Genomic DNA, 15,183 nt, shown 5'->3' on the forward strand with positions numbered 1-15,183 from the left:
GCACCTGAGCGAGACCCTATCCAAATTAGGGCAGCCTGTGCTAACTAATAGGAGGGCGTGGCAAGGGCCGGTGTGCCGGCGGTGTGCGCTAGTTCACAAAGGAGGCGTTCGTGGTGGGTGCCGCTGCGAGTCGCGAGGCTCTCCATGCGGAGGTCGCGGAGCTGCTCGGCATCAGCCCCCACGTTCTCGATCCCGCCAGCAACCTGATCGGGCAGGGCCTGGACTCCATCCGGATGATGACGCTCTCGGGTCGCTGGCGCCGCCGCGGCGTCGACGTCGACTTCGCAGCGCTGGCCGCCACACCGACCATCGAGGCGTGGTGGGAGCTGGTGTCCGCGGCGCTGCAGGACGCCGGTGCGCCGGCCGCCGACGAGCCAGCAAGCCGGGACCCGGACGCATCCGAGGTGTTTCCGCTGGCACCGATGCAGCACGCGATCTGGGTGGGCCGCCAGCACAACCAGCAACTCGGTGGGGTTGCCGCTCACCTGTACGTCGAATTCGATTGCGGCCCTATCGATCCCGAACGATTACGCACCGCTGTCGCTGCTTTGACAAGGCGTCACCCGATGCTGCGGGTGCGGTTCCTGCCCGACGGCACTCAGCGGATCGATCCCTCGGCGCAGCTCGGCGTCGTCGTGCACGACTTCACCGAACGTGACCCCGACGTCGTCGAGCAACGTCTCGCCGAGATCCGGCAGACCAAGTCGCACCAGCAGCTCGACGGCCAAGTGTTCGAGCTGACCCTGTCGTTGCTGCCCGGCCAACGCTCCCGGCTGCACGTCGACCTCGACATGCAGGCCGCCGATGCGATGAGCTACCGCACCCTGATGGCCGACCTTGCGGCCCTCTACCGCGGCCGGCGGCTGCCCGACCTGCACTACACCTACCGCGAGTACCGCCACGCCATCGCCCGCCAGGAGGCCGCCCCACAACCCGCCCGCGACGCCGACCGCACCTGGTGGGCCCAGCGGATCCCGGACCTGCCCGACCCCCCGAGGCTGCCGATGGCGTGGGCGCCCGACCTGTCCCGAAGCGCCCGGCGCTGGCACTGGCTGGACCCGGCCACCTGCGCGGCGTTGTTCGCCGCGGCCCGCGCCCGCGGCATCACCCCGGCGATGGCGTTGGCCGCGTCGTTCGCCAACGCCCTGGCCCGCTGGTCGGGCAGCCCGCGGTTTTTGCTCAACGTCCCGCTCTTCGGCCGCGAGCCGCTGCATCCCGACGTAGATCGGGTGGTCGGTGACTTCACCTCGTCGTTGCTGCTCGACATCGATCTCGCCCAGACCGCCACCGCCGCACAGCGGGCGCGCGCCGTGCAAGACGCCATGCAAACCGTGGCCGCGCATGCGGCCTATCCGGGGCTGTCGGTGCTGCGTGACCTTGGCCGGCATCGCGGCACCCAGTTTCTGGCGCCGGTGGTGTTCACCAGCGCGCTGGGGCTCGGCGAGTTGTTCGCCGCCGAGGTCACCGAAGCCTTCGGCACCCCGGGATGGATCCTGTCGCAGGGGCCACAGGTGTTGCTCGACGCACAGGTCACCGAGTTCAACGGCGGTGTGCTGGTGAACTGGGACGTCCGCGAGGGGGCATTTGCGCCGGGCGTCATCGATGCCATGTTCGCCTATCACCGCGACGAGCTGATCCGGTTGGCCGGCAGCGACGACGCGTGGGAGGGGCCCGGGCCGTCGCCGTTACCGGAGGCCCAGCGTGGCGTGCGTGCAGCGCACAACGCCCGCAGCACCGCCCCCAGCGGGGAGGCGCTGCACGACGGGTTCTTCCGCCGCGCCGCGGCGCGGCCCGACGCGCCGGCCCTCTGCGCCGGGTCCGGCACCCTCACCTACGGACAGCTGCGCGGCCAGGCACTGGCGGTCGCGGACGCGCTGCACCAGGCCGGGGTGCGGGCGGGCGACACGGTCGCTGTGCTCGGGCCCAAGTGTGCCGAGCAGATCCCCGCGCTGCTGGGCATCCTGGCCGCGGGTGCGGCCTACGTCCCGATCGGCGCCGACCAGCCCGCCGACCGGGCGGCGCGGATTCTGGACACCGGCGCGGTCAGCGCTGCGCTGGTGTGCGGCGACGACACGGCGAGGTGGCCGGGAGCCACGATTACGGTCAGCGAGGCGATGCGCCGAGGTTCACCCGAAACCCAGCCTATGTCAACAGTTTCCACCGAGCTGGCGTACGTGCTGTTCACGTCGGGTTCCACCGGCGAACCCAAAGGCGTCGAGATGACCCACGACGCGGCGATGAACACCGTGGAGTTTTTGAGCAGCCACTTCGACCTGGGGCCTGCTGACCGCTGCCTGGCGCTGTCGGCGCTGGAATGCGACATGTCGGTGCTCGACATCTTCGCGACGCTGCGCGCCGGCGCAACGATCGTGATGGTCGACGAGGCGCAGCGCCGCGATCCGGACAGTTGGGCGCGGCTCATCGACGCCCACCGGGTGACGGTGCTGAATTTCTTGCCGGGGTGGCTGGAGATGCTGCTGGAGACCGGTCGCGGCCGGTTGTCCTCGCTGCGGGTGGTGGCCACCGGTGGTGATTGGGTACGACCCGAACTTGCCCGTCGACTGAAATCCGAAGCGCCGCGACTGAGGTTCGCCGGGTTGGGGGGCGCCACCGAAACCGCTGTGCACGCCACGATCTGCGAGACGACCGATCCGCCGCCGCAGTGGACTGCCGTGCCCTACGGCACGCCGTTTCCCAACATCGCCTGCCGGGTGGTCGACGCCTGGGGGCACGACTGCCCGGATTGGGTGGCCGGCGAGCTGTGGGTCTCGGGCCGCGGGATCGCCAGAGGTTACCGGGGCCAGCCCGAGCTGACCGCCGAGCGCTTCGTCACCCACGGCGGCCGCACCTGGTATCGCACCGGCGATCTGGCGCGCTATTGGCCGGACGGGACCCTGGAGTTTGTCGGCCGGGCCGATCACCGGGTCAAGGTCAGCGGCTACCGCGTCGAACTCGGCGAGGTCGAAGCCGCGTTGCGCCGCGTCCCCGGCGTGTTGACGGCCGTCGCTGCCGCCGTGCCGACGACGGGAGGGCAGGACGTGCTGGCGGCCATGGCCCAGGTCGCCGACGAGCGGCTGACCGCGAGCGGCATATGCGACGTAATGCGCAACTTCGTTCCCGCGCACATGGTTCCGCGTCACCTGTCGCTGGTGGAACGCATCCCATTCACCGATGGCGGCAAGATCGACCGCCGCGCTGTGGCCGACCGGTTGGCCGCGAGTGCGGCCGGCGCGGTCGAGCCCGGCCGCCGTGAGGCGTCGACACCGCTGGAGGCGGCGTTGGCGAGCATCCTCGGCGAGGTGCTCGGTGCGGACCATGTCGGTGTCGACGACGACTTCTTCGCGCTCGGCGGCGATTCGGTATCAGCCACTGCGGCCATCGCCCGGATACGGACCTGGCTCGACGCACCCGCTGCGATGGTCGCCGACATGTTCGCGGCCCGAAGCGCGTCCGCCCTGGCTCGGCTGCTCAGTCGTCGGGAACGGGATAGCGGGCGCCTGGAAAGCGTTGCCGAAATCTACCTTGAGGTCGCCCGCATGGACGCGCAGGAAGTTCTGGCACACACGGCCGACCCCGGGATGGCCCATGAGCGTCGATAACGTCTCACGGGTGCCGGACGCGTTCGCGGCCTGGATCAAGCACTTCCCGGGCCGGGACCGGCGGGAGTGCCGCGGTGCCACCGTGGTTTTTCCGCACGCCGGCGCGGCCGCGGTGAGCTACCGGCGGCTGGCCTCGGCGCTGGCGGAAGGCGGCGACACGTTCGTCGTGCAATACCCTCAGCGGGCCGAACGCATCAACGACCCCCCCGCCGAGTCGGTGCACGAGCTGGCCTGCGATCTGTTCGACGCCGCACCGTGGCACCGGGTTTCGCCGCTGCGCCTGTTCGGCCACAGCATGGGCGCGGTGGTGGCCTTCGAATTCGCTCGGGTCGCCGAACAGCGCGGCGTCCGCGTGCAAAAGCTATGGGTATCGTCCGGTCCGGTGCCATCGGCGGTCGCCGGGCTGCCTGAGCTGCCGACCACCGGGCCGGAACTGCTCGCCGATCTGACCGACCTGGGCGGAACCGACCCCCGGCTGCTCGCCGACGAGGAGTTCGCCGAGCTGGTGACCACCGCGGCACGCAGTGACTACGCGGTGCTCAACCGCTACCACTGCCCGGCAGGTGTGCGTATCCGCGCCGGCATCCACGCCGTCGCCGGCCGCCATGACCACCGTGTCGATATTCGCTCGCTTCGGGAATGGGCTACCCACACCGAAGGCGAGTTCACGTTGTCGTTCTTCGACGGCGGACACTTCTACGTCAACGAGCACATCGACGCCCTGGCTAATCGAGTCATCACCGATGTCTGATCAGCAGTCCGCTGCCCGGCTGAACAACACCGATCCGGTTGTGATCATCGGTATGGCGCTCGAAGCGCCCGGCGATATCGATACCGCCGAAGCCTATTGGGCACTGCTGTCGCAGCAACGCGAGGCACTTGGCCCGTTCCCCACCGACAGGGGCTGGCCGATCCGCGACCTGCTCACCGGGTCAGGTCGCGACGGCTTCAAGAAAATCCACGACTCCGGCGGATTCCTCACCGGGGCAGCTACTTTCGATCCGGAGTTCTTTGGTATCTCGCCGCGCGAGGCGGTCACGATGGACCCGCAGCAACGCGTCGCGCTGCGGGTTGCCTGGCGTGCGCTGGAGAACAGCGGTATCAACCCCGACGACCTCGCAGGGCACAACGTCGGCTGCTATGTCGGTGCGTCGCCTACTGGCTACGGACCGGACATGGCCGAATTCTCCAGCCACAGCGGCCATCTGATCACCGGTACCGCGTTGAGCGTGGTCTCCGGCCGGATCGCGTACACGCTGGGGCTGGCCGGTCCGGCGTTGACCATCGACTGCTCCTGCTCCTCCGCGCTGGCCGCGTTGCACGTCGCCGTGCAGTCGCTGCACACCGGTGACTGCGATATGGCGTTGACCGGCGGGGTGTGTGTAATGGGGTCGCCCGGATACTTCGTGGAGTTCTCCAAACAGCATGCCTTGTCCGACGACGGCCGCTGCCGGCCATACAGTGCCCATCCGAGCGGCACGGTGTGGAGCGAAGGTGCGGCAATGTTTGTGCTGCAACGCAAATCGGCCGCGTTGCGCGATGACCGGCGGATTATTGGCGAAATCCGGGCCAGTGCGGTGAACCAGGACGGACGCAGCACCGGCCTGGCTGCCCCCAGCGGTGCGGCGCAGACCCGCCTGTACCGGCATGCGATCGCGCAGGCCGGGCTGCGCCCCGACGACGTGGCGATGGTGGAGGGACACGGCACCGGGACCCAGATCGGCGATCGCATCGAGTTGCAGTCGCTGTCGCAGACGTATGGCGACACCGGGCCCGGGAACGGCGCCCTGCTGGGATCGGTGAAGTCCAACGTGGGCCACGCGCAAGCGGCGGCGGGAGGCCTGGGCCTGGCCAAGGTGTTAGTTTCCGCCGAACACGGCGCCGTACCACCCACCCTGCACGTGGACGAACCCAGCCGTGAAATCGATTGGGACAGCCAAGGGTTGCGTTTGGCACGGACGCTGACGCCGTGGCCCGCCGTGGACGGGCAGCGAATCGGGGCGGTGTCGGCATTCGGCATCAGCGGCACCAATGCGCACGTGATCGTATCGGTCCCGGCGGTGGCGTGATGGCAGTTCGATCGTTGCCCGATGGCCGCATACCCGTGCTGCTGAGCGCGCACGAGGAGGACCTGATCAGCCAGGACGCGGCGGCGATCCTGGATTACCTGCACCGTTTCGAACCCAGCGTGCCCGCGGTGGCTGCCACCGTGCTGCGCATCCGGCGGGTACGCCGCCACCGCGCGGTGGTGCGGGCGGCCGATCGCACCGAGTTGGCCGCAGCACTGGGCAAGCTGGCCCGGGGCGAGCAGCACCCGCTGGTCGTCAGATCGTCGATGACCGTGCGCCCGCGAATCGCGTTCGTGTGCCCCGGGCAGGGCAACCAGTGGCCGGCGATGGGCGCCGACGCCTATCGACGGTTGCCGGACTACCGGGCCGAAGCCGACAACTGTGCGGCGGCCTTCGTCGCGGCCGGACACCCCTCGCCGCTGCCCTACCTGGTTGACGGCACGGAGCGGCACCGGTCGCAGGTCCACATCCAGGGCGCCCAGTTCACCCACTGCGTCAGCCTGGCCCAGGTGTGGCGCTGCTATGGGATTCTGCCCACGGTCTGCATCGGACACAGCTTGGGTGAAGTGGCCGCGGCCTACCTGGCGGGTGCCATCTGTCTCGCGGACGCGGTTGCGATAGTCGCCGCCCGCGCCGCGGTCGTGGACCAGTTGGCGGGCCGCTATGGTATGGCGGCGCTTGGGGTCGGGATCGACGAGGCGGCTCGGCTGATCGGCGAAACGGCGGGCTGGCTGGAAGTTTCGGCGGTCAACGGACCCGCGTCGTCGGTGGTCTCCGGTGATCATGACGCTGTGGTAGCCCTCGTCGGCCTGGCTGAGCAGCGCGGCGTCTTCGCCCGCGTTATCGACGTCGACTATCCCGGGCACACCAGCGCGCTGGAACCGTTGCGGGCTAAGTTCTCCGAGCTGCTGCCACCGTCGCGGTTTGTTGATGCGCCCGTGGAGTTCGTCAGCTCCGCGTGCGGGAAGGTGATCGGTACCGACGACGATTTCAATGACTATTGGTGTCAAAATCTTTGTAACACAGTACGATTCGATCAGGCAGTGAGGCTGGCTACCGAACGTGGTGTCAATGCGTTCGTCGAGCTGTCGGCGCACCCGTCGCTGCTGTCTTCGCTCACCGACTTGGCCGACGACGAGTCAGCGTTGATCGTGGGCTGCGGGCGCCGCGACGCGCCCACCACCGATCAGCTTGCCGCCAGCATCGCTGCGCTGGCCGTGGCCGAGCGCGGCTATCGGTGGAATGGGTTGGCCGGCGCGGATGATCACCGGCCGTTGCCGAATTTCCCGAACGCACCGATGAAGGCGATCCATCTGTGGGCCGAGCCTGAACCGCTGCCGCCGGTGGCGGGCTCGGTGCTCACCATGGCCGTTGAATGCTGGCGGCCACAGGCCATGCCGCAGCGAAGCAACCGTGCTCGGCACCGCATCGCGATCGTCGGACCCGCGATCACCGACACGCCGGTGCCGGACCGACTCGCTGAATCTATTGCAGCGCGACCTGATTGCGAATTGACAGGCGTCGACGAGGCGGAGATCACCGTCGTGATTGCCCCCGCGCTGACCGGGACGGACGCGATAGCCGCCGTAGCCGAGATCGCCGGGCGGCCCGAGGTGGTGCTGCCCGACTATGGCACCGCCGTCGGGCCGCGGTGCCGCAGTGTCTGGCTGATCACCGTCGGTGGCGAGCAGGTCACACCCGGCGATCCGGTCGGCCTGCCCGCCCAGGCGGCATTGACGGCGATGCATCGCAGCGTTGGGTTCGAATTTCCCGATCACAGGTTCGCCCATCTGGACCTGCCGTCACCGGACATCGATACCGACACCGCGCGAGCGTGTGTCGACGTGTTGCTCTCCGACGCCGTCGAGGTGGCCATCAGAAATCGTCGCTGTTTTGCGCGGGTGCTGCGCGAGTGTCGCGGACCCGGCTGGGAGCGTCCCCTCGACGTGGCCGCGCTGGACAACGTAGTGATCAGCGGCGGCAGCGGCGTCATCGGTCGCCAGTATGCGCGGTACTGCGTGGCGCACGGCGCGCGCAGGGTGATCCTGTTGAGCCGCAACGGCATGGATCCCGCTGAGCTTGACCATGTGACCAGCGGGCACGCCGTCGAAGTTCACGCCCCGAGGTGCGATATCACCAACCCGACCGCGCTGTCCGCCGTCGCCGCGGAATACGCCGGTGACGGGGCGTCACTGTTGATCCATGCTGCCGGGGCGGCCAGATTCGCCACCCACAATCAGATCACGAGCGCAGACCTGCACCAGGTTTTCGCCGCGAAAGTCATCGGGCTGGCACGACTGGTCACGATATGGCCACTGCGCCGGGATACTCGGATCCTGTTGTGCTCCTCGCTATCCGGAGTTTGGGGTGGCTATTCGCATGTCGCGTATGCGGGCTGCAACCGGATGCTCGACGTGCTCGCCGGTCACTTACGGGCCGCCGGGCTGGATTGCACCGCGATGCGGTGGGGGCTGTGGCAAGGCACCGACATCGCCGGCGCCGACGAGATCGCCCGTGTCGAGCGGTCGGGTCTGGTCGCGATGGAGCCCGACGCAGCGATCACCGCGAGTCTTCGCCATCGCGGTGACGATCCGATCATCTTGGCTGCGGACTTCGATCGATTGCGGATCTTCCTTGAAACACAAGGCATGTCAATGCCGTTCACTTCGGCAAGCTGCGAACCACAGCCGATGGCCGTCAGCGCTGAAACGGCGGATCGACCGCTTGCTGAAGTGGTGCGGACCGAGCTGGCGGCCGCATTGAGTCTGCGCGATCCCGCGTCCGTCGACCTGGGCGCGGCGCTGGTCGACCTCGGTGTGGACTCGCTGCTGGCGCTCGACCTGCGCACGCGGCTGCGCCGACTCACCGGCCGCTCGATCGCGCTGGCGAGGCTACTCGGCGGCATCACCGGCAGCGAGTTGATCGACGCTCTACAGACAGCGACAAACCATGAGCCGGCAGCGGCAACGCGGCAAGCAGAAGTGATGGAGACCGGAAAGGGCTGAGACGACGCGTGACTGACATCGATAGCCGGCTGGAGGAGCAGCGTTTAGAGTTGCTGCGCCGCAAGCTTGCCGAACAAGGTTTGCGGGCTGAACCGGACGCCATCGCCGACGGTGGACGCCCTGCCATGTCAGACGGCCAGCGCCGGATGTGGTTCGTGCAGTCAGCCGACCCCACCGGCGCGTTGCTCAACGTCTGCGTGTCCTACCGCATCACGGGCGTTGTGGACGTGGCGCGGCTGCATGAGGCGGCTGATGCCGTGGCCAGGCGCCATCCGCTGCTGCGTACCACCTACCACACCGACGACGACGGCGATCCGTACCCGATCACCCACGAGCAGCTACGGCCCGCGTGGGCGGTGCACGACCTGTCGGGGCTTGCCGACCAGGCCCGGCGCCTACGGCTGGAAGTATTGGCGCAGCGCGAGTTTCGTCGCCCCTTCGACTTGACCGAGGAATCGCCGCTGCGGATCACCGTGGTGCGCCTCGAGTCGGACGAGCTGATGCTGCTGCTGACCGCGCATCATATTGCGTGGGACGACGGATCGTGGGCGCCGTTCTTCGCCGACTTGACACGCGCCTACACCAACCCGGAAGCGCTGGCCGGTACCGTGCCCGTGCCGCGTGAGACCGTCGGCAACCTCGACGAGGACCTCGCTTACTGGCGTCCGCTTTTCTCGGATTTGCCTGAACCGCTTGAACTGCCAGGTCCTAACGGTTCTGCGGTCCCCACCAGCTGGCGGTCCCAGCTGGTTCGGACGCGGTTGTCCCCGGCGACCGTGGAGCAGGTGATGGAGCTGGCCCGCGCGTGTGGTGCGACACCGTACATGGTGCTGCTCGCCGGGTTCGTCGCGCTGGTGCACCGCTACACGCACGCGACCGACTTCTTGATCGCGGCTCCGGTGCTCAACCGCGGCCCGGGAACCGAGGAGGCGATCGGCTATTTCGGGAACACGGTGGTTTTGCGGGCACAGCCGCGGGCCCGGCACACCTTCCGCGAACTGTTGGGCCAGACCCGCGAGACCGCGTTGGGTGCCTTTGCTCACCAGCGGATCAACCTCGACTTCCTGGTGCGCGAATCCAACCCCGATCGCCGTCACGGCGCCGAACGGATGACCCGGGTGGGCTTCGGCATGCGGGAAGCCGACGGCGAAGGCTTCTGCCCGCCCGGGGTGAAATGCGCGCGGGCTGAATTGCGCGGCCAATTCACCCAACTGCCACTGAATTTCATGATCGAACTGGATGACGACGGCGCCCTGGTCGAGGCCGAGTATCTGGTGGAGGTGCTCGACGCCGCGTTGGCGGGCCAGTTGCTCGAGCATTACACGGTCCTGCTCGACAGCGCGCTGGCCGATCCGGATACCGCACTGTGGCGGCTCAAGCTGCTGGGCGAGGTCGACGCCGACTGGCTGCGCAACGTCTCGACCGGCGAAACTTTCCGGACCACCCCGGCCACCCTGCCGGCGTTGGTCACCGAACGCGCGGTGGCGACGCCGGATGCCGTCGCCGTGGTCTGCGAGGGCCGTCAGTACAGCTACCGCGAAATCAACGAGGACGCGAACCGGGTGGCGCACTGGCTGATCGAGCAGGGCATCGGCACCGAGGATCGGGTCGCGGTGCTGCTGGACAAGTCTTTGGACCTGGTCACCACGGCGCTGGGGATCCTCAAAGCCGGAGCCGTGTACCTGCCGGTCGATCCCACCTATCCCGAAGACCGGCTGTCGTTCATCCTCGGCGACGCCGATGCGAAACTCGTCCTGCGCGAACCTGTCCCGGGCCTGTCGCGGTACTCGCCGGAAAATCCCACCGACTTGGTCCGGCCGCTTCGTCCCGACAACACCGCCTACTTGATCTACACCTCCGGGTCGACCGGCTTGCCCAAGGGCGTACCGGTGCCGCACGCGCCGATCGCCGAATACTTCGTCTGGTTCGGCGACGAATATCAGGTTGACGAGACTGACCGACTGCTGCAAGTCGCCTCGCCCAGCTTCGACGTGTCCATCGGGGAAATCTTCGGCACCTTGATTTGCGGTGCACGCCTGGTCATCCCGCGCCCGGACGGGCTGCGCGACGTCGGGTACCTGACCGATCTGCTGCATCGCGAGGGCATCACCTCGATGCACTTCGTACCGTCGCTGCTGGGCCTGTTCCTGTCACTGCCCGGCGTCAACCAATGGCGCACGCTGCGGCGGGTGCCGATCGGCGGGGAAGCGCTGCCCGGCGAGATCGCCGACAAATTCCACGCCACCTTCGATGCGTCGCTGTACAACTTCTACGGGCCCACCGAGACCGTCGTCAACGCGACCAGCTACCCGGTGGAGGGCGCACAAGGCACCCGGACTGTGCCGATCGGCCGGCCCAAGATCAACACACAGGTGCACCTGCTGGACAATTCACTGCAACCGGTGCCGGTTGGGGTGATCGGCGAAATCTACATCGGTGGAACACATGTGGCGCACGGTTACCATCGGCGGCCGACGCTGACCGCGGAACGTTTCGTCGCCGACCCGTTCAATCCCGGCGGCCGGCTGTATCGGTCAGGGGACTTGGCCCGGCGCAACGCCGACGGGGATATCGAGTTCGTCGGTCGCGCCGATGAGCAGGTCAAGATTCGCGGCTTTCGCATCGAGCTCGGTGAGGTGGCCGCAGCGATCTCGGTCGACCCCAGCGTCGGGCAGGCCGTGGTCGTCGCCGCGGATCTGCCGCAGCTGGGCAAGAGCCTGGTCGGCTACCTCACCCCGGCCGAGGGCGCCGGCACGGACACCGTCGATGTCGAGCGCATCCGCGCCCGGGTGGCGGCCGCGCTGCCCGATTACATGACGCCGGCCGCCTACGTTGTGCTTGACGAAATCCCGATCACGACGCACGGCAAGATCGATCGGGATTCGCTGCCGCAACCGCGGATCGCGGCTTCAGTCGACTACCGCGAGCCCAGCACGCCGACGCAAATTCGGGTCGCGGCCATGTTTTCCCGGTTGCTCGGCTGCGATCGGGTGGGCGTCGGCGATTCGTTCTTCGACCTGGGCGGGCATTCGCTGGTGGCCACCAAACTGGTCGCCGCGATCCGCTCGGAATGCAATGTGGAGCTGGGCATCCGGGATGTCTTCGAGCTGGCGACGGTTGGCAGGCTGGCAGAACGCATTGACCAACTGACATCCGGGGCGGTGATGCTCAAGCGGCCCAAGCTGATTCGGACATCCCACGAGGGACCGCTGCCGCTGTCGGCTTCTCAGCTGCGTAGCTGGTTCGCCTATCGCGTCGACGGGCCCAGCGCGGCCAACAACATTCCGTTCGTCGCCCGGTTGACGGGTGCCTGCGATGTCGACTCACTGGTCGCAGCGGTCAACGACGTGGTCGCTCGCCACGAGATTCTGCGCACCACCTACACCGAGATCGACGGTGTTCCTTACCAAGTGATCAACCCGGTCGGCGAGTTTGCGGTGCGCCAGGCGGCCGGCGACGGCGAGCAGTGGCTGCAGGCCCAGCTCGATGCCGAGCGCAAGCACCGCTTCGACCTGGAGCAGGACTGGCCGATGCGCGCTGCGGTACTGCGCACCGGTGACGCGTACGTGGTGTCGCTGGTGGTACACCACATCGCCAGCGACCACTGGTCCGGCGGGGTGTTGTTCGCCGACCTGCTCACCGCCTACCGGGCCCGCTGCGCTGGTCAGGCACCGTCGTGGGCACCGCTGCCCGTGCAGTACGCCGACTATGCGGTTTGGCAAGGCGTGCTGCTATCCGAGCCGGCCGGCGGGCGGGCCGGCATCGCGCAGGCCCAACGCGACTACTGGACACGCCAACTCGACGGGCTGCCCGAGGACACCGGGCTGCGGCCGGACTTACCACGCCCACCGGTGCCCGGCGACGCCGGCGACTCCGTCGAATTCACCATCGATTCGGCGACGCGCGCCAAGCTCACCACGCTCAGCCGGGAACTGGAAATCACGGAGTTCATGCTGTTGCAATCGGCCGTCGCGGTGGTGCTGCACAAAGCAGGCGGCGGCGTGGATATTCCACTCGGCACCCCGGTTGCCGGGCGAATTGAAGCCGACCTGGATCAGCTGATCGGCTTTTTCGTCAACATTTTGGTCCTGCGCAACGACTTGGCGGGCAACCCCACGCTGCGCGAGGTGTTGTGCCGGGCCCGCGAGACTGCGCTGGCCGCCTATGCACACCAGGACTTGCCCTTCGACCGGGTGGTCGACGCGGTCAGCCCGGTGCGCTCGCTGTCTCGCAACCCGTTGTTCCAGGTTGTTATTCACGTACGTGACGCGCTTCCCGCTGGGCGCGTAGTCGACTCCGGCGCCGGTGGGAAGACGGTATTTACCGCGCTGGAGCCGCCTTTCGACATGGCTCACGCCGATTTGAGTGTGAATTTCTTCGCCGACGTGTCGGGGCGCACCGGCTACACCGGCCACCTTATCTACCGAACGGAGCTGTACCGCAGGGCCACCATTGAGCGGTTTGCCAGTTGGCTGACACAAGTGCTCATTGCATTTGCCGATGACGTGGATTCGACGCTGCGCGATGTCCAGTTGATCGACACCGCAGAACAGCGGCGCATCCTGGTCGAATGGAGCCGCGGCGCCGAGCCGCCCGCCGACCGGCCCCTGACCATTCCCGAACTGCTCGAGCCCAGCCGGGAATTCGGCGTCGAGCGCACCGCGGTGCGCTGCGGCCACGAGCACCTCGATTTCCCGGAGCTGCACCGCCGGTCGGACAACTTCGCGCATCTGCTCGCCGATCACGGCGTGGGGCCCGGATCGTTGGTCGGCCTGTCGACGCGCCGGGGCATCGACATGGTCGTCGCGCTGGTGGGCATCATGAAGGCTGGCGCGGGCTTTTTCCCACTCGATCCCGCTTACCCCTGCGCCCGCAAGCAATTCATGCTCGACGACGTCGATCCGCAGGTTGTGGTTGTTACCGCTGAAACTCTCGACACTTTGCCGGATACGCCTGGAGTGCAACTGATTTCGCTCGACGACCAGGCAGTCCAGCGTGTCATGGCCGCTGACATCCGGTCACGCCCGCTGCCGCTGCCAGATCCCGAGGATCCGATGTATTTGGTGTTCACATCGGGATCCACCGGCAAGCCCAAGGGTGTGCTGGGCACCCACCGGGCGATGACGGCGCGACTGAACTGGCAGCTGTGGAAGTACCCGGTGCCAGGCAACGACATTCGGTTGGCTCAGGCGTCCATGACGTTCCTCGAAGGGTGCATGGAAATTTTGGCCGGCCTGGCCGCGGGCGCCACCACGATCCTGGCCGACGATGCCGAGCACCGTGATCCCGAAGCGCTTGCGGCTCTGATACAGCACCACGCGATCGCACAGGTGACCGCGGTGCCCAGCCTGGTTTCCACGCTGGTCGACGACTGGCCGGACGCACTGCGGTCGCTAACCCGGCTGGTGTGCGGCGGCGAGCCGATGACGGTGTCGTTGCAGCAGCGACTGCTGGCCAAGTGCGGTGGGCCAGACGGGCCAGAGCTGCTGAACAACTTCGGCGCCACCGAGACGTCCGGCGCGCTGGTCCGCGGGCCGCTGACCCCGCCGGTGCCGATTCTGGGCAGGCCGCTACCGGATTCACAGGTCTACGTGCTCGACGAGGGCCTCAAACCGGTGCCGGTCGGCGTGGTCGGCGAGCTGTACTACGCGGGCGGACAGCTGGTCCGCGGCTACTGGAAGCGCCCGGGCCTGACCGCATCTCGATTTGTGGCCAACCCGTACGCCACTGAACCGGGCGCACGGTTCTACCGCAGCGGCGACCGGGCCCGCTGGACGCCCGACGGCCGGTTGGAATTCGTGGGCCGCACCGACCACCAGGTGAAGGTGCGCGGGTTCCGGGTCGAACTCGGCGAGGTCGAGGCGGCGCTCAAAGCGGCGGACGGGGTGGCCGCCGCGGCGGCGCGCACCTGGGAGGTGGACGGCAACACGACGTTGGCCGGGTACGTCGTGCCGCGTCGGCCACCCGCCGACGAAATTGACAAATCGGCGTTCGCCGCCGCGGTGCGCGCGCACGTGGTCTCGATGCTGCCCGGATACATGGTGCCGTCGTCGATCACCGTGCTCGACGCGATGCCCAAGACCGAATCGGGCAAACTGAACCGGCCGGGGCTGCCAAAGCCGATGGTGAGCACGACGGGACGAAGCGAACCTCCGCGCACCCGGACCGAATCCGAGATCGCCCGGGTGTTCACCGAGGTGCTATCGGTCTCGGAGGTCGGGCGCTTCGACGACTTCTTCGCGCTGGGCGGCGACAGCATCGTGTCGGTGCAACTCGCGGCGCGCGCCCGCGCTGCCGGATTGCCGGTGAGCCCCCGGATGGTATTCGAGAACCCCACGGTGCAGCAGCTGGCCGCCGCCGTAGAGACGGAGAAAGACACCCTGGACACTGCGGAACCAGACGCGGGCAGCGGCGATACCCGGTTCGAACCGATGAGCACCTCCGGGCTCTCGGCCGAGGATCTCGCGGCGGCGACCTCGTCGTGGGCCAGGGAGCGCACATCGTGACGGC

5 protein-coding genes are annotated in these 15,183 nt (G+C 67.9%); all 5 read left to right on the forward strand.

Annotated elements, in window-relative coordinates; genetic code table 11:
- Positions 1 to 110 precede the first annotated feature (110 nt).
- From MHEC_RS09095 to MHEC_RS09115, 5 genes are read left to right on the forward strand one after another with little or no spacing between them, the layout of a single operon-like run.
- On the forward strand, positions 111 to 3,599 hold the full coding sequence (locus tag MHEC_RS09095; RefSeq protein WP_048890709.1) for a non-ribosomal peptide synthetase: 3,489 nt from the start codon (positions 111 to 113) through the stop codon (positions 3,597 to 3,599).
- Positions 3,586 to 4,350, forward strand: coding sequence for a thioesterase II family protein (locus MHEC_RS09100; RefSeq protein ID WP_048890708.1), 765 nt, complete (start codon positions 3,586 to 3,588; stop codon positions 4,348 to 4,350). Before MHEC_RS09095 ends, MHEC_RS09100 begins: the two co-directional genes overlap by 14 nt.
- Positions 4,343 to 5,668: a beta-ketoacyl [acyl carrier protein] synthase domain-containing protein gene (locus MHEC_RS09105; RefSeq protein ID WP_048890707.1), complete on the forward strand. Its 1,326-nt coding sequence runs from the start codon at positions 4,343 to 4,345 to the stop codon at positions 5,666 to 5,668. The genes MHEC_RS09100 and MHEC_RS09105 overlap by 8 nt, the downstream gene beginning before the upstream one ends.
- Positions 5,668 to 8,673: a mycobactin polyketide synthase MbtD gene (mbtD, locus tag MHEC_RS09110; RefSeq protein WP_048890706.1), complete on the forward strand. Its 3,006-nt coding sequence runs from the start codon at positions 5,668 to 5,670 to the stop codon at positions 8,671 to 8,673. Before MHEC_RS09105 ends, mbtD begins: the two co-directional genes overlap by 1 nt.
- An 8-nt stretch (positions 8,674 to 8,681) precedes the next feature.
- Complete coding sequence (locus MHEC_RS09115; RefSeq protein WP_048890705.1) at positions 8,682 to 15,179, forward strand: non-ribosomal peptide synthetase; 6,498 nt, start codon at positions 8,682 to 8,684, stop codon at positions 15,177 to 15,179.
- Positions 15,180 to 15,183 lie beyond the last annotated feature (4 nt).

Source organism: Mycobacterium heckeshornense (genome assembly GCF_016592155.1).
GTDB lineage: Bacteria > Actinomycetota > Actinomycetes > Mycobacteriales > Mycobacteriaceae > Mycobacterium > Mycobacterium heckeshornense.